General features: G+C 73.8%; 18 protein-coding genes and 1 pseudogene. 14 read left to right on the forward strand and 5 right to left on the reverse strand.

The genetic code is table 11. The features are described 5' to 3' along the window. Positions 1–46 precede the first annotated feature (46 nt). The 3 genes from ABGB16_RS07230 to thpR are packed head-to-tail and all read left to right on the forward strand — an operon-like array spanning position 47 to position 2,479. On the forward strand, positions 47–1,327 hold the full coding sequence (locus ABGB16_RS07230) for an MFS transporter (protein ID WP_347667179.1): 1,281 nt from the start codon (positions 47–49) through the stop codon (positions 1,325–1,327). Positions 1,328–1,377: 50 nt separating this feature from the next. Continuing rightward, entirely contained in the window at positions 1,378–1,887 is a 510-nt protein-coding gene (locus ABGB16_RS07235; protein WP_347667180.1) for a hypothetical protein, read from the forward strand. 13 nt (positions 1,888–1,900) lie between these two features. Beyond that, entirely contained in the window at positions 1,901–2,479 is a 579-nt protein-coding gene (thpR, locus tag ABGB16_RS07240) for an RNA 2',3'-cyclic phosphodiesterase (protein ID WP_347667181.1), read from the forward strand. A 117-nt stretch (positions 2,480–2,596) separates the two neighbouring features. Here thpR and ABGB16_RS07245 read toward each other — a convergent pair whose 3' ends face one another. The 4 genes from ABGB16_RS07245 to ABGB16_RS07260 form a co-directional block, all read right to left on the reverse strand. Beyond that, positions 2,597–3,583, reverse strand: a complete 987-nt coding sequence (locus ABGB16_RS07245; RefSeq protein WP_347667182.1) for an aldo/keto reductase — start codon at positions 3,581–3,583, stop codon at positions 2,597–2,599. A gap of 88 nt (positions 3,584–3,671) precedes the next feature. Further along, positions 3,672–4,757, reverse strand: coding sequence for a septation protein SepH (gene sepH / locus ABGB16_RS07250; protein ID WP_347667183.1), 1,086 nt, complete (start codon positions 4,755–4,757; stop codon positions 3,672–3,674). 186 nt (positions 4,758–4,943) lie between these two features. After that, on the reverse strand, positions 4,944–6,071 hold the full coding sequence (gene serC, locus ABGB16_RS07255; RefSeq protein WP_347667184.1) for a phosphoserine transaminase: 1,128 nt from the start codon (positions 6,069–6,071) through the stop codon (positions 4,944–4,946). A gap of 273 nt (positions 6,072–6,344) precedes the next feature. Then, positions 6,345–7,451 carry a citrate synthase 2 gene (locus ABGB16_RS07260; protein ID WP_347667185.1) on the reverse strand — a complete coding sequence of 369 codons (1,107 nt, stop codon included), beginning with the start codon at positions 7,449–7,451 and terminating at the stop codon, positions 6,345–6,347. 278 nt (positions 7,452–7,729) lie between these two features. Here ABGB16_RS07260 and pdxH point away from each other — a divergent pair, with 278 nt between their 5' ends. From pdxH to ABGB16_RS07295, 7 genes and pseudogenes are all read left to right on the forward strand, one after another. Further along, positions 7,730–8,380 (forward strand): pyridoxamine 5'-phosphate oxidase, encoded by a 651-nt coding sequence (gene pdxH, locus ABGB16_RS07265; RefSeq protein WP_347667269.1) that lies wholly within the window; start codon positions 7,730–7,732, stop codon positions 8,378–8,380. After that, the gene (locus ABGB16_RS07270) at positions 8,377–9,678 is read left to right on the forward strand and encodes an MFS transporter (protein ID WP_347667186.1); all 1,302 of its coding nucleotides are present in this window, start codon (positions 8,377–8,379) and stop codon (positions 9,676–9,678) included. Before pdxH ends, ABGB16_RS07270 begins: the two co-directional genes overlap by 4 nt. An 18-nt stretch (positions 9,679–9,696) precedes the next feature. Then, positions 9,697–10,626 carry an aldose 1-epimerase family protein gene (locus ABGB16_RS07275; RefSeq protein ID WP_347667187.1) on the forward strand — a complete coding sequence of 310 codons (930 nt, stop codon included), beginning with the start codon at positions 9,697–9,699 and terminating at the stop codon, positions 10,624–10,626. A gap of 20 nt (positions 10,627–10,646) precedes the next feature. Beyond that, positions 10,647–11,249, forward strand: a complete 603-nt coding sequence (locus tag ABGB16_RS07280) for a nitroreductase family protein (RefSeq protein ID WP_347667188.1) — start codon at positions 10,647–10,649, stop codon at positions 11,247–11,249. A gap of 206 nt (positions 11,250–11,455) precedes the next feature. Next, the gene (locus ABGB16_RS07285; RefSeq protein WP_073839113.1) at positions 11,456–11,761 is read left to right on the forward strand and encodes a type II toxin-antitoxin system VapB family antitoxin; all 306 of its coding nucleotides are present in this window, start codon (positions 11,456–11,458) and stop codon (positions 11,759–11,761) included. Positions 11,762–11,792: 31 nt separating this feature from the next. Beyond that, positions 11,793–12,441: pseudogene (locus tag ABGB16_RS07290) on the forward strand (acyl-CoA dehydrogenase family protein). Positions 12,442–12,544: 103 nt separating this feature from the next. After that, positions 12,545–13,228 (forward strand): DUF4230 domain-containing protein, encoded by a 684-nt coding sequence (locus ABGB16_RS07295; protein WP_347667189.1) that lies wholly within the window; start codon positions 12,545–12,547, stop codon positions 13,226–13,228. 57 nt (positions 13,229–13,285) lie between these two features. On the opposite strand, the gene ABGB16_RS07300 is transcribed toward ABGB16_RS07295, so the two are convergent. Continuing rightward, positions 13,286–13,489 carry a PspC domain-containing protein gene (locus ABGB16_RS07300; protein ID WP_347667190.1) on the reverse strand — a complete coding sequence of 68 codons (204 nt, stop codon included), beginning with the start codon at positions 13,487–13,489 and terminating at the stop codon, positions 13,286–13,288. A gap of 685 nt (positions 13,490–14,174) precedes the next feature. Here ABGB16_RS07300 and ABGB16_RS07305 point away from each other — a divergent pair. The 4 genes from ABGB16_RS07305 to ABGB16_RS07320 all read left to right on the forward strand — a co-directional run bounded on the left by ABGB16_RS07305 (position 14,175) and on the right by ABGB16_RS07320 (position 19,165). Next, positions 14,175–15,542, forward strand: coding sequence for an L-serine ammonia-lyase (locus ABGB16_RS07305; RefSeq protein ID WP_347667191.1), 1,368 nt, complete (start codon positions 14,175–14,177; stop codon positions 15,540–15,542). A gap of 61 nt (positions 15,543–15,603) precedes the next feature. Continuing rightward, positions 15,604–16,431 (forward strand): ABC transporter permease, encoded by an 828-nt coding sequence (locus ABGB16_RS07310; RefSeq protein ID WP_347667192.1) that lies wholly within the window; start codon positions 15,604–15,606, stop codon positions 16,429–16,431. Continuing rightward, complete coding sequence (locus tag ABGB16_RS07315; protein WP_347667193.1) at positions 16,431–17,177, forward strand: ABC transporter ATP-binding protein; 747 nt, start codon at positions 16,431–16,433, stop codon at positions 17,175–17,177. The genes ABGB16_RS07310 and ABGB16_RS07315 overlap by 1 nt, the downstream gene beginning before the upstream one ends. Before the next feature lie 41 nt (positions 17,178–17,218). Continuing rightward, positions 17,219–19,165, forward strand: a complete 1,947-nt coding sequence (locus tag ABGB16_RS07320) for a DUF5941 domain-containing protein (protein WP_347667270.1) — start codon at positions 17,219–17,221, stop codon at positions 19,163–19,165. Positions 19,166–19,179: the final 14 nt, after the last annotated feature.

Genomic DNA, 19,179 nt, shown 5'->3' on the forward strand with positions numbered 1-19,179 from the left:
GCCGTCCGTTGTGGATGACGCGTACGACCGAGGAGGCGCTACCAGGGTGCAGGCGAAGCTGAACACGATGTTCCAGTCACTGCGTGTCCGTAACTACCGGCTTTTCGCATCCGGGCAGCTGATCAAACTGATCGGCGTCTGGATGATGTTCATCGCCCAGGACTGGCTCGTCCTTCAGCTCTCGGACGACTCCGCCACCGCGCTCGGCGTGGTCACCGCGCTCCAGTTCACCCCGGTGCTGCTGCTCACCCTGATCTCCGGGCGGCTCGCCGACCGGTACGACAAGCGCCTGCTGCTGTTCGTCGCCAACGCGTTCTGGACCGTGCTCGCGTTCGGGATGAGCCTGCTCGTGCTCACCGGGCTGGTCCAGCTCTGGCACGTGTTCGTCTTCGCCGCCCTGCTCGGCGTCGCCAACGCGGTGGAGACCCCGGTCCGGCAGGCGTTCGTCTCCGAGCTGGTCGGCACCGCCCTGCTGCCCAACGCGCTCTCGCTGAACGCGGCGGTGTTCAACTGCGCGCGGATCGTCGGTCCCGCCTTCGCCGGCCTGGCCATCGCCGCGGTGGACGTCGGCCCGGTCTTCCTGTTCTCGGCGGTCAGCTCGCTGGGCCCGCTGGCCAACGTGGTCCGGATGCGCGCGTCCGAGCTGCACCGTCCGGACCTGCCGCCGCTCGCCGAGCGGGGCTCGGCCCGGGTGGTCGACGGGCTGCGCTACGTCGCCCGCCGCCCCGACCTGCTGCTGCCCATGGCGGTGATGTCGGTGATCGGGATGAGCCTGTTCAACTTCCAGCTCACCCTCGCCGCGCTGGCCAAGACCGTGTTCCACACCGGCGCCGCGTCGTTCGGCCTGTTCAGCACCGCCCTGGCGGTCGGCGCGCTGGGCGGGGCGCTGGCCGGCACCGGGCGGCGCGCGCGCCCGTCGGTCTGGCTGGTGCTCGGCGCCGCGGTCTGCTGCGCCGTCTTCGGCACCCTGGTCGGGCTCGCCCCGTCGTACTGGATGGTGGTGGCGCTGCTGCTGCCCGCCGGCTTCTTCATGGTGTTCTTCGCCCAGGCCGCCAACCAGCGGGTCCAGCTCGGTACGGACGCCGCCTTCCGGGGCCGGGTGATGGCGCTGTGGGTGCTCGTCTTCCTCGGCACCAACCCGGTCGGCGCGCCGCTGATCGGCTGGGTCGCCGAGACGTTCGGCGCCGGGGCGAGCATCTGGATCGGTGGGCTGGTCTCCCTGGCCACCGCGCTGCTGGCGCTCACCTGGCAGCTGCGCCGCGCCGGGGCCCGGCTCCGGGTGCGGATGCTCCCGATGCCCCGTTTCTACGTCGTCTCGCCGGACTGAATATCCGCGAACCGCTGGCGGTAAGGCACGACCAGGCTTAGCGTCGATACGTGGAGGTGGGCCGCGCGATGCTGCTAGCTCTGGCGATCGTTGCCGTGGCGAGCCTGCCCGTCCTGTTCGCGCTGGTCTTCTGCGCCGACGAGATCATCGACCGGGTCGCCTGCGGGTACGCCGAGTGGCGCGAGCGGCGCCGCGAACGCCGTACCATCGCCCGACTGGACCGGGCCGTCGAGGCCGACGCGCTCGCCCGGGACGTCGACCTCAGCGAGTTCGACCGGCCCGGCCGCCGCTCCCTGCAGCAGATCGCCGCCGACCTGCGTCGCTTTGCCGGACACCGGGTCAACCAGGGCGGCCGGGCGGTCATCTGGCACCCGGCCGTCCTCGACGCGTACGACCGGCACCTGCGGGCGGCCTGCCGCTGCCTGGGGCTGGTCGAGCACCTGGGCGAGCTGGAGGGCGTCGACCGGGAGATCGAGCGGGTGCGGGTCGAGGGGCTGCTGGACGAGGCCGGGCTGACCCTGCCGGCCGCCCGCGCCCCGCGTCGCCAGCGGCACCGCTGAGCGGCGTACCCAGGTGCGGCTCTTCGTGGCGGTCTACCCGCCGCGCCCGGCGGTCGACGACCTGTCCGCGCGGGTGGCCGGGCTCCGGGTCGGCCTGGCGGCGGCGGCCGGGACCAACGTACGGCTCGCCGACCCGGCGAACGCGCACCTCACGCTCGCCTTCCTCGGGGAGGTCGAGGCCGACCGGCTGGTCGACGTGGAGAGCGCCCTCGGGCTCGCCGCCGAGACGTTCCGGGGCGGGCGGGACGCCTCGCCGGTGCTGCGGCTCGGCGGCGGCGGGAGCTTCGGGCGGGGCCGGTTCACGGTGCTCTGGGTGGACGTGCGCGGCGACGTCGAGGCGCTGGGGGTGCTCGCCCGACTGGTCCGGCTCCGGCTGCGGCGCGGGCGGCTGCCGTACGACGAGAAGCCGTTCCGGCCGCACCTGACCATCGCCCGCCCCGGTGACCGGATCGACCGGGCGGACGTCCTCGCCGACCGGGAGGCGCTGCACGAGTACCTCGGACCGGAGTGGCCGGCCGCCGAGCTGGTGCTGGTGCGCAGCCACCAGGGGCCCCGGCCGACGTACGACCGGCTGGCCGCCTGGCCGATCTAGGGCGGCCCGACCGAGGCTTGGGCCGCCATGTCGGCGACATCGCGGTGACCGAGTCCGCAGAACCCCGCCATGTCGCCGACACGGGCCTGACCCGCCGGGCTCGTCAGGCCGGCACGGTCACCAGGCCCACGCCTCCGGGCCCGCGCCGCCCTTGCCCACGGGCGGGAACAGCTCGTCGAGCCGGGCCAGCGCCGCCTCGTCGAGCCGTACGTCCAGCGCGCCCAGGGTGCGGTCGAGCTGGTCGAGGGTGCGCGGGCCGATGATCGGGGCGGTCACCCCCGGCCGGGAGAGCAGCCAGCCGAGCGCCACGTCCGCCGGATCGTGACCCAGGTCGGCGCAGAACTTCTCGTACGCCTCGATGGCCGGCCGGTACTCCAGCAGCCCCTCGGCGGCGCGCCCGCTGGTGCCCCGCGCGGCCCCGCCCTCGGCCATCTTGCGCAGCACCCCGGACAGCAGCCCGCCGTGCAGCGGCGACCAGGGAATGATGCCGAGGCCGTAGTGCTGGGCGGCCGGGATCACCTCCAGCTCGACGTGCCGGGTCAGCAAGTTGTAGATCGACTGCTCCGAGACCAGGCCGAGGAAGTTGCGCCGCCCGGCCGCCGCCTGCGCCTGCGCGATGTGCCAACCGGCGAAGTTGGACGACCCGACGTAGATCACCTTGCCCTGGGCGACCAGCGTCTCCATCGCCTGCCAGATCTCCTCCCACGGAGTGGCCCGGGAGACGTGATGCATCTGGTACAGGTCGATGACGTCGGTCTGCAGGCGACGCAGCGAGTCCTCACAGGCCCGGACGATGTGCCGGGCGGACAGGCCCTGCTCGTTGGGCCACTCGCCCATCTTGCCGTACACCTTGGTGGCCAGGACGACCTTGTCGCGCCGGCCGCCGCCCTGGGCGAACCAGCGACCGATGATCTGCTCGGTGATCCCCTCACCGGTCTGCCAGCCGTAGACGTTGGCGGTGTCGAAGAAGTTGATCCCGTGTTCGAGTGCCCGGTCCATGATGGCGAAGCTGTCCGGCTCGCTGGTCTGCGGCCCGAAGTTCATCGTGCCGAGGCACAGCCGGCTCACCGACAGGCCGGTGCGGCCCAGATTCGTGTACTCCATGGCACCCACCCTGTCACGGCGGCACCTGGAGTGCCTCGCCGTTTCCGGGGCGACGCGTGCGCGCTGCCCGGGAAACGGCGGTGGTGGGTCAGGAGGACTCGCGGGCCGCCGGGCCGCTGCCGAAGAGGACGTCGTCCCAGCTCGGCAGCCGCTTACGCGGCTTGCCGGAGGCGTCGGCCGACTCGCCACCGGTCGTCGCCGCCGCGGCGCCCGTGCGCCGGGGCCGCAGCACCGCCAGCGACGGCACGGCCGGGACCTCCTTCGGTGCGTCCGAGTCGTCGTCGAACGCCGAGCCCTGGCCGCCGCCGAGCAGGGCCGCCGCCCCGCCGGCCACCGAGCGCTGCCGGGGCGCCTCGGGCCCGGCCAGCGCGGCCGGCGTACGCGGCTCCAGGCCGCGCCCCGAGGTGCTGCCGAGCGGTCGATCGAGCGAGGCCAGCAGCGCATCCCGCCCCGCCCGGATCGGGTCCCGGCCCGGACGGGCGGACTCACCGGCCGCCGCGGGCAGGCCGTGGCCGCCCCGGCTCGGCTCGCCGCGCGACGGGCCGGGCAGCGCGTGGCCGCCGCGCTCCGGCGCCGGCTCCTGGCCGAGGATCGGCGTCGGGCGCTCGGCGCACAGGTACTGCGCCATGTCGTCGTGCGGCGTGACGTGCTGCCGGGTCTTGTCCAGATCCCAGATCGCCTGCGCGGTGGCCTTGCCCGACGGCCAGGTGGCGATGATCCGCCAGGTGCCGTCCTCGCGCCGGTACGCGTCCCAGGAGATCTTCTCCGTGTCGATCCCGTGCTGGGCCAGCCGGCCGTTGACCACCTCGGCCAGCGGGGTCGGCTTCTCCGCGCCCTTGAGCCGGGTGCGGCGGGCGTGCTGGGCCAGCATCGCCCGCTCCTGGAGGACCGGGCCGGCGTAGCGCAGCACCCGGTCGACCGGCACGCCCGCGATGCGGGCCACGTCCTCGGCGGACTCGCCGGCGCGGATCCGGGCCTGGATGTCCCGTGGGGACAGTGACGGCACCGGGTCGGCGGTCGGCGCCACGACGGCGAGCGGAGTCGTGCCCGGCTCGGCGTGCAGCGCACCGGCGACGCGCTCGTCGATCGGCAGGGCGAGCAGACGCCCGACCTCGTCCGTGAGCACCAGGGCCTGGCCGTCCTCGGAGAGGGCGACGAAGCGTACTGGGCGCATCAGCTTGCCTCCGTCCCGCTTCGCTGGCCGCACGCCACGAGTCAGCCACCCGGGCGTCTAGAGCACCACGGTACGCCCATCCGTACCCAGGTGGGGGATCCGACACCCGCATGTTGCGGATGACCTGGGCGGACGGTCACAGTGGGTGGCCGGGGATGCACCCGTGGCCACCCACCGTGTCGGCGCCTAGAGCCGCTCCACCACGTAGTCGATCGACGCGGTCAGCGCCTCGACGTCGGCCGGCTCGACCGCCGGGTAGAGCGCGATCCGCAGCTGGTTGCGGCCCAGCTTCCGGTACGGCTCGGTGTCGACGATGCCGTTGGCGCGCAGCGCCTTCGCGATCGCCGAGGCGTCCACCCCGTCGGCGAAGTCGATGGTGGCGACCACGTGGGAACGCAGCTCCGGGTCGGTGACGAACGGCGTGGCGACCGACGAGCGCTCGGCCCAGCCGTACACGATGCCGGCGCTCTCGGCCGTGCGCTTGGCCGCCCAGGCCAGGCCGCCCTGGGCGTTCATCCAGTCCGTCTGCTCGGCGGCCAGGAAGATGGTGGCCAGCGCCGGGGTGTTGTACGTCTGCTCCAGCCGCGAGTTGTCGATCGCGGTGACCAGGTCGAGGAAGGCCGGGATGTAGCGACCCGACGCCTTGACGTCGGCGGCCCGCTGGAGCGCGGCCGGCGACATCAGGGCCAGCCAGAGCCCGCCGTCGGAGGCGAAGCACTTCTGCGGGGCGAAGTAGTAGACGTCGGTCTCGGCCACGTCGACCGCGAGCCCGCCGGCGGCCGAGGTGGCGTCGACCAGCAGCAGCGAGCCCGGGTCGGCGCCGGCCACCCGGTTGATCGGCACGGCCACGCCGGTCGAGGTCTCGTTCTGTGGGATGGCGTACGCGTCCACCCCGGCCTCGGCGACCAGCGCCGGGGCGCTGCCCGGCTCGGACTTGCGGACGGTCGGCTCGCCCAGGAACGGCGCCTCCTTGACGGCCTTGGCGAACTTCGCGCCGAACTCGCCGAAGCTGGCGAACTGGGCCCGGTCCCGGATCAGGCCGAACGTGGCCACCTCCCAGAACGCGGTCGTGCCGCCGTTGCCGAGGACGACCTCGTAGCCCTCGGGGAGGGAGTAGAACTCGGCGATGCCCCGCCGCAGCCGGGCGACCTGGTCGCGCACGGTCTTCTGCCGGTGCGAGGTGCCCAGGTAGCTCGTCGCCACGTCCGCGAGGGCGGACACGGCCGCCGGACGGATCTTGGACGGCCCGCAGCCGAACCGTCCGTCGGCGGGCCTGATGTCGTCGGGAATCCGGATGGTCGGTGCGTCAGCCACGGTTGTCGAGATCCTTCCGCTTGGGCGAGGGCGGGCCCGGTCAGCGAGCGGGGCGGGGACCGACGGCGGACGCGTACGCGGGCACACGGCGCGGCCGGGACCTCCAGCCCGGTCCGGCGACACTGCCGAACCACCATCCTTGCACCCGGCTCACCCCGACCGCGTACCGGTCCCGTACCTGACCGTGAGGCGTGGAACACATTCGCCGCCGACACGGGTGCGGGGCCCCACCGACCGGTGGAGCCCCGCGCTTCCGTGCAGGTCAGAACGCCCTCAGACGCCGTGGGGAATGGCGTCCCAGCCCTCGACCTCCTGCGGCTTGCGGGGGGCGTGGCCGACGTACCGGGCCGACGGGCGGACCAGCCGCTGGAGCTTCTTCTGCTCCAGGATGTGCGCGCTCCAGCCGCCCATCCGGGCGCAGGTGAACATCGAGGTGAACATGTGCGCCGGCACCTCGGCGAAGTCCAGCACGACGGCCGACCAGAACTCGACGTTGGTGGCGAGCACCCGGTCGGGGCGGCGGGCCTGGAGCTCGGCCAGGGCGGCCTTCTCCAGCGCCTCGGCGATCTCGAAGCGCGGCGCGCCCAGCTCCTTCGCGGTGCGCCGCAGCACCCGGGCGCGCGGGTCCTCGGCCCGGTAGACCCGGTGGCCGAAGCCCATCAGCCGCTCGCCCCGGTCGAGGACGCCCTTGACGTAGCCCTCGGCGTCGCCGCTGCGCTCGACGGCCTCCAGCATGGTGAGCACCCGGGAGGGGGCGCCGCCGTGCAGCGGACCCGAGAGCGCGCCGATGCCGGAGGAGATGCAGGCCGCCGCGTCCGCGCCGGTCGAGGCGACGATCCGGGCGGTGAAGGTGGAGGCGTTCAGGCCGTGCTCGGCCGCCGAGATGAAGTACGCGTCCACGGCCTTGACGTGCCGGGGGTCGGGCTCGCCGCGCCAGCGCTTCATGAAGCGCTCGACGATCGTCTCCGCCTTGTCGATCTCCTTCTGCGGCACCGCGGGCAGGCCCAGGCCGCGGGCGGACTGCGCGACGAAGGACAGCGCGGTCACGGAGACCCGGGCGAGATCCTCGCGGGCCTGCTCGTCGGAGATGTCCAGCAGCTGGTCGAGCCCCCAGTACGGGGCGAGCATGGCGACCGCGGACTGCACGTCGACGCGGATGTCGCCGGAGTGCACCGGCACCGGGAACGGCTCGGCCGGCGGCAGGCCCGGGCCGAACCGACCGTCGACCAGCAGGGCCCAGACGTTGCCGAACGAGACCTGGCCGATCAGATCCTCGATGTCGACGCCGCGATAGCGCAGCGCGCCACCCTCCTTGTCCGGTTCGGCGATCTCGGTCTCGAAGGCTACGACGCCCTCCAGTCCGGGTTTGAAGTCGGCCATCGCTCTCTCCTGGCTCAGCTCGGTGCGCCCGCCTGGGACTTCGGCCCTGTCGGCCGAGCGCCTTAGGCGATCCTCAGGGACGTGTTCGTGACATCTTGCCTGGCGAGTAACCAACCGCGCGACCCACTGCGACTGTGCTGCACGTGACACCCCCGCCGGTGGACATTTGGCCGCACTCGGTGAGACTGGGGCATACGGGCTGGCCTGCGCCGGAGGCGCGCGCAGCCCGGCGAGGGGGAGAGCGAACTGTGACGGGTGACACACCGCAGTGGGTCGGCATGCGTAACGAGTACGCGGCCGAGCTGGGCCTCTCCGAGGCGGACCTGGCCGCCGACTGGCTCACCCAGTTCGCCCGCTGGTACGCCGACGCGGCCGCGTCCGGCCTGCCCGAGCCGAACGCGATGGTGGTCGGCACCGCCGACGCCGCGGGCCGGCCCAGCGGCCGGACGGTCCTGCTGAAGGCGTACGACCGGGAGGGCTTCGTCTTCTTCACCAACCATGGCTCCCGCAAGGGCGTCGAGGCGCTGGCCAACCCGTACGCCAGCCTGGTGTTCCCCTGGTTCCCCCTGCACCGGCAGGTGGTGGTCGCCGGCCGGATCGAACCGATCGACCGGACCGAGACGGAGGCGTACTTCGCGAGCCGGCCGCGCGGATCGCAGCTCGGCGCCTGGGCCAGCACCCAGTCGCGCGTGATCCCCGACCGGGCGGCCCTGGAGGCGAGCTACCGGGGGGCGGCCGAGCGGTTCGGCGAGACCGCGCCGATCCCCACCCCGCCAGACTGGGGCGGGCTGCGGGTGCGACCGGAGACCGTGGAGTTCTGGCAGGGCCGGGCCAACCGGCTGCACGACCGGCTGCGGTTCCGCCGCACGGCGGACCCGGGTGGCACGGCCGACGACGGCCACTGGATCGTGGAGCGGCTGGCCCCGTGACCGCCGTCAAGGAGACCCGGCAGCGCGGGGCGCGCCGCTGGGCGATCGACCTGCGCCCGCTCGGCGTGCCCGCGTACCGGCGGGTGTGGCTCGGCAACGGCGTGGCCATGTTCGGCTTCCAGTTCACCGCCGTCGCCGTGCCCGTGGAGATGTACGCGCTGACCGGCGGCTCGTTCTGGGTCGGGCTGCTCGGCGTCGCAGGCTTCCTGCCCCTGCTGGTCTTCGGGCTGTGGGGCGGGGCCGTGGCGGACGTCCGGGACCGGCGCCGGGTGCTGCTCGGCGCCGGGACGCTGCTCTGGGTGTCGACGCTGGCGCTGCTGGTGCAGGCGCTGCTCCGGGTGGGCAGCCCGGTACTGCTGCTGACCCTGGTGGCGGTGCAGTCCACGGCCTTCGCGATCACCTCGCCCACCCGCAACGCGATCCTGCCCCGGCTGGTCCCCGCCGAGCTGCTGCCGGCGGCGAGCACGCTGAACTTCACCACCTTCACCGCGACCTCGGTGTTCGGGCCGCTGGCCGCCGGCCTCATCTTCACGTTCTGGCGCCCGGACGTGGGGCTGCCCGTGGCGTACGCGGTGGACGCGCTGCTGTTCACCGTCTCGCTCTGGGCCACCTTCCGGCTGCCCGCGATGCCTCCGGAACCCGACGCGGACGGCACCGCCGCGCCCAGCCGGGCGGGGCTGGCCAGCATCGTCGACGGCCTCCGCTACCTGGCCACCACGCCGGTGCTGCTGCTCTCCTTCGCCATCGACCTCATCGCGATGGTGCTGGCGATGCCCCGGGCGCTCTTCCCGGAGACGGCCGAGCAGCGGTTCGGCGGCGGCGCCGCCGTCGGCTGGCTGTACGCCGCGATCTCGATCGGCGCGATGCTCGGCGGGCTCACCTCCGGCTGGATCGGCCGCATCCGCCGGCAGGGGCTGGTGCTGATCCTCGCCGTGGTGGGCTGGGGCGTGGCCGTGGCGGCGGCCGGGCTGGCCCACCAGCTCTGGCTGGTGGTCGGGCTCCTCGCCGTGGCCGGCGCGGCCGACCTGGTCAGCGCGGTCGTCCGGCAGACGATGCTGCTGGTGTACGCGCCGGACCGGATGCGCGGCCGGATCCAGGGTGTCAACACCGTGGTCATCGCCGGCGGGCCCCGCCTCGGGGACCTGCGCGCCGGGGCGGTGGCCGCCGGGTCCGGCGCGGGTGCCGCCTGGGTCAGCGGCGGGCTCGCCGCCGCGGTGCTGGCGGTGCTGCTGGCGGCCGTCTTCCCTGCCCTGGCCCGCTACCGGCCGGCGACCGCGTCGGGCGGGGAGCGCGGCTGAGCCGATAGGGTCCCCGGCATGGAGAACGCCGCGCCCCACCCGCCGTCAGGTGCACAGTGGACCATCGCCGCCGCCGGCCAGGAGGCCGTGATCGTCGAGGTGGGAGGCGGCCTGCGGGCGTACCGGCACGACGGCGTCGACTACCTCGACGGGTACGGCGCCGACGAGCTCTGCCCCGGCGGGGCCGGGCAGGTGCTGGCCCCCTGGCCGAACCGCATCCGGGACGGGGCGTACGAGTTCGGGGGGCGCTCGTTGCAGCTCACCCTGACCGAGCCGACCCGGCACAACGCCATCCACGGCCTGGTCAACTGGGTGCGGTGGCACCTCGTCGAGCGGTCCGAGGACTCCGTCACCGTCGGGTACGACCTGCCGCCGCACCCCGGCTACCCGTGGCCGCTGCGGCTGCTCACCCGGTGGAGCGTCGGGCCGGACGGCCTGCGCGTCGAGCCGGAGGCCACCAACGTCGGCGCCGAGCCCTGCCCGTTCGGCTGGTCCGTCCACCCGTACCTGCGGCTGCCCGGGGTGGCGGTGGACGACCTCGCCCTGCGCGTGCCGGGGCGCACCCGGGTGGTGGTCGACAACCGGCTGCTGCCGATCGGGGTCGCCCCGGTCGCCGGCACCGCGTACGACTACACCACGCCCCGGCGCATCGGCCCGGCCGTGCTCGACACGGCGTTCGGCGACGTGATCCGTGACGCCGACGGCGGCTCGTCGGTCACCCTGACCGCCCCGGACGACTCGGCGGCCGTGCGGCTCTGGGCCGACCGGGGGTTCGGCTGGTGGCAGGTCTTCACCGGCGACACCCTCGGTGGTGAGCGGCACCGCCGATCGGTGGCCGTCGAGCCGATGACCTGCCCGCCGGACGCGTTCCGCTCCGGCCGGGACGTGATCACGCTGGAGCCCGGGGAGACCTGGCGGGGTGCCTGGGGCATCCGGCCCGGCGCCTGAGCCGGAACGGGGGAAGCGGCATGGAGTTCGCCGAGGTGGTCCGGCGCCGCCGGATGGTGCGCAACTACGACCCGGACCGCCCGGTTCCGCCGGAGGTGGTGAAGCGGCTGCTCGACCACGCCGTCCGGGCCCCGTCGGCCGGGTTCGCCCAGGGCTGGGGTTTCCTGGTGCTGGAGGAGCCGGACGACCGGGAGCGGTTCTGGGCGGCGGCCACGCCGGACGGCGGCGGGCGGGACCGCTGGCTGGCCGGGATGCGCCGGGCGCCGCTGATCGTCGTCCCGCACGCGAACCGGTCGGCGTACCTGGACCGGTACGCCGAGCCGGACAAGGGCTGGACGGACCGCGCGACGGAGCGTTGGCCGGTGCCGTACTGGCACATCGACACGGGGTTCGCCGCCCTGCTCATGCTCTTCACCGCCGTGGACGAGGGGCTGGGTGCCTGCTTCTTCGGCATCCCGCCGCAGCGCACGCGGGCGTACCGGGAGGCTTTCGGGGTGCCCGAGGAGTACGAGCCGATCGGCGCGCTCACCGTGGGCTACCGGGCGCCCGACCACCGCTCCCCGTCGCTGCGGCGGGGCCGCCGCCCGGCCGACGAGGTGGTCCGCCGGGGCCGGTGGAGCTGACGCGGAAGCGGGTCGGATCGCCCGGTTCGGGCCGGTGCGGCGGGGTACCGGCAGTAGCAAAGCCGACATGAGGGAGTGAATCACGGTGTCGCCGGGGGCGGCTACGCTGGCACCGTCATCGGTGCCGTGCCGTGCCGCGCGGCGCCGCACCGCGATCCGACCCGGCGCGGTGAGTCGGCCCGGTAAGGGGGAGGGGAGCTGCCGTCGTGATCTTCAGAGCGGTCCGGGACGGGCGTCCCTACCCGGAGCACAACCTGACGCTCAAGCAGTGGGCCGAGATTCCGCCGCGCCCGCTGCGACTGGACCAGTTGATCACCACGAAGCGCGAGTTGGCGCTGGACAAGCTCCTCGCGGAGGACTCCACGTTCTACGGGGACCTGTTCCCGCACGTGGTGCAGTGGAACGGCGGGCTGTACCTGGAGGACGGGCTGCACCGCGCGCTGCGCGCCGCCCTCCAGCAGCGCAACCAGATCCACGCCCGGGTGCTGGTGCTCTCCGGCCAGCCCGAGTGACCCGCTCCTGAACCTTCGTTAAGGTGGCGGCATGACTCCTCTCGACCTGCTGGACCTGGACTCCCTCCTCGACGACGAGGAACGGCAGATCCGCGACGTGGTGCGGCAGCTCCTCGACGACCGGGTCCGCCCGCACGTCGCCGACTGGTACGAGGAGGGCCGGGTGCCGGCCCGCGAGCTGGCCCGGGAGTTCGGCAGGCTCGGCCTGCTCGGCATGCACCTGACCGGGTACGGCTGTGCCGGCTCCTCCGCGGTGGCGTACGGGCTGGCCTGCCTGGAACTGGAGGCCGCCGACTCGGGCGTCCGCTCGCTGGTACGCGACCACGCGCACCCAGTTCGGCCGGCCGCTGGCCGGCTTCCAGCTCACCCAGGCCAAGCTCGCCGACATGGCGGTCGAGTGGCAGAAGGGCTTCCTGCTGGCGCTGCGGCTGGGCCGGCTCGCCGACGCGGGGCGGCTGCGCCCGGAGCAGGTCAGCGTGGGCAAGCTGAACAACGTCCGGGAGGCGCTGGACATCGCCCGGCAGTGCCGCACCATCCTGGGCGCGAACGGGATCTCCGGGGAGTACCCGGTCCTGCGGCACGCCAACAACCTGGAGAGCGTGCTCACCTACGAGGGCACCTCGGAGATCCACCAGTTGGTCATCGGGCAGCGGCTCACCGGGCTGTCCGCATTCGCCTGACCAGGGCCTCCGCGTCCGGTCGGCGAGCTTGGCGCGCGAGTGTCGCACGGGGGACGTACCGTCATCGACAGGGCGACGTGTCCGATCGAGGATGGTGAGCGCAATGTCCCCTGACGGCGAATTCCACGAGCCTGCCCGGCCGCCCTCCGGGCCGGCCCGCGGGCTCCTCCTGGCGCTCGGCGCCGCCGCCCTGGCGGTGGTGGTGCTGCTCGGCGCGCAGGCCACGGGGATCTTCCCCGAGTTCCGCAACCCGTTCGCCAAGGAGCAGACCGACCGGAGTCAGCCGCCGCTGCTGAAGTCGATCCAGGACCTCAGCCGCTACGTGGCCGCCGAGGGCAACTTCCAGGTCGTCGTCGACCTGCAGAACGACCGCAACAACATCCCGGAGTTCCTGCTCAACCAGCGCACGCTCTTCGTCGGGGCGGGCAGCGTCGAGGCGTACGTCGACTTCGCCAGGATCTCCGAGGGGGCCGTGGTCGAGTCGGCCGACGGGAAGTCCGTCGAGATCAAACTGCCGGCGCCGCAGCTCGGCCAGGTCAACCTCGACATGGAGAAGAGCTATGTCTTCGCCGAGGAGCGGGGGCTGCTCAACCGGATCAACGACCTGGTCAAGGGCGACCCGAACCGGCAGCAGCAGGTGTACCGGATGGCCGAGGAACGGATCGGCGCCGCCGCCCGGGACAGCGGGCTGGGCGCCCGCGCCGAGGAGAACACCCGCAAGATGCTGGAGGGCCTGCTCCGCTCCCTCGGCTACGAGAAGGTGACCGTCACGTACACCGCGCCCTGACGCCACGAACGCGAAGCGCCCGCCCCGGTCGTCCGGGGCGGGCGCTTCCGGTTGTGGTCAGTAGCGAGCGGCGTGCCGGTCCTCGTTGGGCATCAGCACCCAGAGCACCAGGTAGACGATCACCTGGGTGCCCGGCAGCAGCAGCGACAGCAGGAACAGCAGCCGGACCAGGTTGGCGGAGGTGTTGAACCGGCGGGCCAGGCCGACGCACACGCCGGCGAGCATGCGCCCCTCGCGGGGCCGGACCAGTTTGCGACTCATCGTCGTACTCCCACTCTGCGGCGTTCCGCCGCTTCTGCCACCAACGGTAGAAACGCCCGACCAGTCCGCCCTCCGTCCCGAGGGGGATCTGGCCGCAGCCGACCCGTAGGTGCATACCCGCTGCTCGCGTCGGTGCCGGCCCCGGGTGGGCCGCCGGACCTGGGCGCGGCGACCGGCGCAGCGACCGGCGGGGCGACCGGCGGGCGGGCGGCGGGGCGGGCGGCGCAGGACCGGCGGGGCGGGCGGCGGGGGCCGGAGCTTCTACGGTGTGGACGCTGTGGAGTTGCCCCGTGCGTGCTACCGCCCCCCACGGGCCCACCGCCGCCTGGTTACCTTGCTCCGCGCCGTCCTGCCTGGTGGTCCCGCCGAACGGAGACCGGGCCCGGCCAGCCCCGCTGCCCCATTCACGCGGGCAGCTCCACAGGGGCGGTGGCAGGGTGCCTGTCCTGCACGGCGATTCCCCTGCCCCGTCTGTGCGGGCAGTTCCACAGGACGGTCGGGCGGGTGTCGGATCCTGGCGGGGGAGGGAAAATGGGCTGGTCAGGCCGGGCGGCCACGGGCCGGGGCGGGTAGGCTCGCCGGTCGGCCGCCCCGTCCGGGCGGCGGCGACGCAACGGCCGCCCCGACCGGGTGGCCGCGACCGGGCCGGGCCCGCATCCCGGGCAACGACGGCGAGGAAGTGCACATGATCAGCGTTTTCGACCTCTTCAGCGTGGGCATCGGGCCGTCCAGCTCGCACACCGTGGGCCCGATGCGGGCCGCCCGGACGTTCGTCTCCGGGCTCAAGGCCGACGGGCTGGTCTCCTCGACGACCCGGGTGCGGGCCGAGCTGTTCGGGTCCCTCGGCGCCACGGGCCACGGCCACGGCAGCGACCGCGCGGTGCTGCTGGGGCTGGAGGGGGAGGCGCCGGAGGCGGTCGACACCGACTCCGTCGAGGCCAGGGTCGCCCGGATCCGCGCCGACCGGCGGCTGAGCCTGCTCGGCACCCATGAGATCGACTTCGACCCGGACGGGGACCTGGTACTGCACCGCCGCCGCTCGCTGCCGTACCACCCGAACGGGATGACCTTCGCCGCGTACGACGACACGGGCGCGGAGCTGCGGGCGCGCACCTGCTACTCCGTCGGCGGCGGGTTCGTGGTCGACGAGGCGGCGGCCGGGGCGGACCGGATCAAGCCCGACACGACCCCCGTCCGGTACCCGTTCCTGACCGGCGCGGACCTGGTGGCGGTGAGCACCGGCAACGGGCTGTCGATCAGCGAGGTGATGCTCGCCAACGAGCGGTCCTGGCGCAGCGAGGCCGACGTGCGGGCCGGGCTGCTGGACATCTGGCGGGTGATGCGGGAGTGCGTCGAGCGGGGCTGCGAGCGCGACGGCGTACTCCCCGGCGGGCTGCGGGTCCGGCGGCGCGCGGCGGAGCTGCGGCGCAGTCTGGAGGCGGACGGCACCGGCGACCCGCTGCGCGTGATGGACTGGGTGACGCTGTTCGCGCTGGCGGTCAACGAGGAGAACGCGGCCGGCGGCCGGGTGGTCACCGCGCCGACGAACGGCGCGGCCGGCATCATCCCGGCGGTGCTGCACTACTACACGCGGTTCGTGCCGGGGGCGTCGGACGAGGGCGTCGTCCGGTTCCTGCTGGCGGCGGGCGCGATCGGCGTGCTGTTCAAGGAGAACGCCTCGATCTCCGGGGCGGAGGTGGGCTGCCAGGGCGAGGTCGGCTCGGCCTGCTCGATGGCCGCCGCCGGGCTGGCCGAGGCGCTGGGCGGCACCCCCGCGCAGGTGGAGAACGCGGCGGAGATCGGCATGGAGCACAACCTCGGCCTGACCTGCGACCCCGTCGGCGGCCTCGTGCAGATCCCCTGCATCGAGCGGAACGCCGTGGCCAGCATCAAGGCGATCACCGCCGCCCGGCTCGCGCTGCGCGGCGACGGGGTGCACGCCGTCTCGTTGGACAAGGTGATCAAGACGATGCGCGAGACGGGCGCCGACATGAAGGTCAAGTACAAGGAGACGGCGCGGGGCGGTCTGGCCGTCAACGTGATCGAGTGCTGAGTCCGGCGGATCCGGGCGGACCCGGCTGTTAACCTGTTGCGCGTCCAGCGAGGAGGCGACGGTGACGTCTGGCGTCGGGGCGTTGTGGTCGCACCGCAACTCGCTGCGCATCCTCGTCAGGCGCGACCTCGCGGTGAAGTACCAGCAGTCGCTGCTCGGGTACCTCTGGTCGCTGATCGAGCCGCTCGGCATGGGCGCGATCTACTTCTTCGTCTTCGGGGTGCTCTACTCCGGTGACACCAGCCGCCACCTCGGGCAGGCCGCCGGGTCGTACCCGCTGTACCTGATCACCGGCATCTTCGCCTGGATGTGGACCAGCTCCGCGCTGAGCGAGGCGACGAACGCGCTCACCGGGCAGGCCCGGCTGATCACCACGATGAACGTCCCGCGCCAGGTCTTCCCGATCGGCCGGATCGCCGGCCGGTTCGCCGAGTACGCCGCCGGCCTGCCGATCCTGGCCGCCATCGCCGCGGTGTACGCCGCGCAGGGGAGGATCCACCCCGGCTGGTCGCTACTGGCCCTGCCGCTCGCCGTCGCCGTGCAGGGGATGCTGCTGGTCGGGCTCGCACTGCTGCTGTCGGCGGCGAACGTGCTGATGCGCGACATCGAGCGGTTCATGCGGCTGGTGATCCGCCTGCTCTTCTACGCCACCCCGATCATCTACCCGCTCAGCCTCGTGCGGGAGTCCGCGGCGCCGGGCTGGGTGAAGGTCGCGTACGAGCTGAACCCGCTGGTCGGCGTCTTCCAGCTGCACCACGCGATCTGGTACCCGGACCAGTTCCCGGGCGTCCGGCTGCTGGCCACCACGATCGCCGTGAGCCTGCTGGTGCTGGTCGCCGGCTGGTGGGCGTTCCGCCGGCTCGAACCAGCCGTGCTGAAGGAACTGTGATGGCGGAGCCGATCATCGAGGCGGAGGGCCTCGGCATCCGGTTCGTCCGCAACCGCCGCCGGCAGTTGCGGCTGCGGGAGTTCTTCATCCACCGCGGCGGCCGGTCCGCCTCGTCCGGCCAGTTCTGGCCGCTGCGGGACGTCTCGTTCCGGGTCGCGGCCGGCGAGACCGTCGGCGTGGTCGGCCGCAACGGCACCGGCAAGAGCACCCTGCTGCGGCTGATCGCCGGGGTGCTCATCGCCGACGAGGGGCGGATCCAGGTCCGGGGCCGGGTGGCCCCGCTGCTGGAGCTGTCCGCCGGCTTCTCCAACGACCTGACCGGCCGGGAGAACCTGTACCTCGTCGGCGGGCTGCACGGGCTGTCGTCGGGCTACCTGCGGCGGCACTTCGACGAGATCGTGTCCTTCGCCGGCGAGCAGGTGGAGCGGGCCATCGACACGCCCGTGCGGCACTACTCGTCGGGCATGAAGGTCCGGCTGGGCTTCGCCATAATCTCCCACCTGCCGCACCCGATCCTGCTCATGGACGAGGTGACCGCGGTCGGGGACGCGGAGTTCCGGCGGAAGTGCTATGCGACGATCGACCGATTGCTCGGGGAGGGGCGCACACTGGTGCTGGTGTCACACAACGAAAAGGATCTGACCCGGTTCTGCCGTCGGGGGCTGTACCTCGACGCCGGGCGGCTGACCGTCGACGGGACGATCGCCGAGGCGCTGGACGCGTACCACACCGCGGTCCCGCGGTGACGCTCGCGATCGTGCTCGCCGCCGGTGCCCCGGCCGCGGGCCTGCCAACAGGTGACGGGCGCACACTCGCGGACCGGCTGGCCGACCAGTGGCGCCGGGCCGGGGCGACCCAGGTGCGGCAGGCCGCCGACCTGACGGAGTTGGCGGACCTCGTCGACGTCGCCGCCGGGCCGGTCATCGTCACGGGGGCGGACCTGGTGGCGCACACCGCCGTACTGCGGCACCTGGCCACCAGTCCGGTCGGGCCGACGGTGGCGCTGGTGCTGACCGACCCGCCGGCCCCCGGGCACGCCGCCGTGCGCGAGGAGCGCGGCCAGGTGGTCGACGCCGGGCCGGCCGGGCGGCTCGACGGGGCGACCGGGGTGTTCGGGGGGGCGCTGCGGGTGGGCGTGGACGACCTGCCGGCGCTCGCCGCCGCCGCCCGGGCCGCGGCCGTCGCCGCCGACGCCGGCCCGTCGGCCGGGCCCGTCGTGGACCGGCTGTTCACCGGCCTCGCCGCGCTCGGCACCCTGACCTTCGCCCACCGGGTACGCCTGCTCGTCGCCCACCGGGTCGCCGACCCGGCCGGGCTGGCCGCCGCCGAGGCGGCGCTGCGCGGGGTGGACGAGGACCGGGCCGAGCTGAAGCTGTCGGTGAAGGAGAAGGACGACTTCTTCACGACCTTCTTCGTCAGCACCTGGTCCCCGTACGTGACGAAGGCCGCGGCCCGGATGGGGCTCGGCCCGACGGCGGTCACCATGATCTCGGTGGCCTTCGCGGTGGCCGCCGCGGCCCTGTTCGCCGTCGGCGGCGGGCGGCCCGCGCTGGTCGCCGGCGCGGTCCTGCTCTACCTCGGTTTCGTGCTGGACTGCGTGGACGGCCAGTTGGCCCGCTACACGCGGAACTTCAGCGCCTGGGGCGGCTGGCTGGACACCATGGCCGACCGGGCCAAGGAGTACGTGGCCTACGCGGGCCTCGGCTACGGGGCCACCCACGCCGGGTTCCGGTACGGCTGGGCGCTGGCGATCGCCGCGATGACGTTGCAGACCGTCCGGCACATGACCGACACCTGGTACGGGGTGCTGCACGACGAGGCGGCGCGCCGCCCGAAGACGGTCGGCGCCGGGGGCGGCGGGATCGGCGACAGGCTGAACGCCGCGTCGACCCGGGTGCAGGCGGACACCGGATCGCTGTCGTACTGGCTGAAGCGGACGGTGGTGTTCCCGATCGGGGAGCGCTGGGCGCTGATCGCGCTGACCGTGGCACTGTTCGGCCCGCGGGTCAGCCTGATCGCGGTGCTGGTCTGGGGGACGCTCGCGTTCGCGTACACCGGGGCGCTGCGTACCCTGCGGGCTCGCTGGATGTGGGTGCCGGTGCTGGACACGGTGGACGCCACCCTGCACCGCGACGACGGCCCGCTGGCCGCGCGGCTGCCGGCGCTGCGCCCGATGGGCCCGCTGACCCTGGCGGTCGTCGGCGCCCTGGGCCCGGCGGTGCTGCTGGTCGCGGCCCTGCTGCGGGCGGGCGGCGACGGCGACCCAGCCGGACTGCGCTGGTGGCTGCCGGTGGCCCTGCTGGTGCTGCTGGTCGCCGGCCTCGGGGCCGGGGCGGCGCACAACGGGCCGCTGGACTGGCTGGTGCCGGCCGCGCTGCGGGCCGGGGAGTACCTGTTCGCGATCGCCGTCGGCGTGGTCGGCGGCGTCCCGGCCTGGCTGGTCTTCGGGTACGTCCTGGTGCTCACCCTGCACCACTACGACCTGACGGCGCGGCTGGAGAAGCGTCAGGCGGCCCCGCCGCTGCACGGCGCGACGCTCGGCTGGGACGGGCGTTCCGTGGTGCTGGGCGTGGCGGCGATCGCCGGTTTCGCGGGGATCGTCATGGCTACACTCGGTGCGTACCTGCTCGTGCTCTTTGTCGGGAGTGTGGTCCTGGCCTGGGTCGTCCTGCCCGCCCGCACCCGGCGGGCCGCGGGCGCCCCGGCGGTCGGAGGTGTCCGCTCCCCGGGCTGACGGAGGGGCCGGTC

It is taken from the genome of Micromonospora sp. B11E3, assembly GCF_039871625.1.
In the GTDB taxonomy this organism is placed as follows: Bacteria; Actinomycetota; Actinomycetes; order Mycobacteriales; family Micromonosporaceae; genus Micromonospora.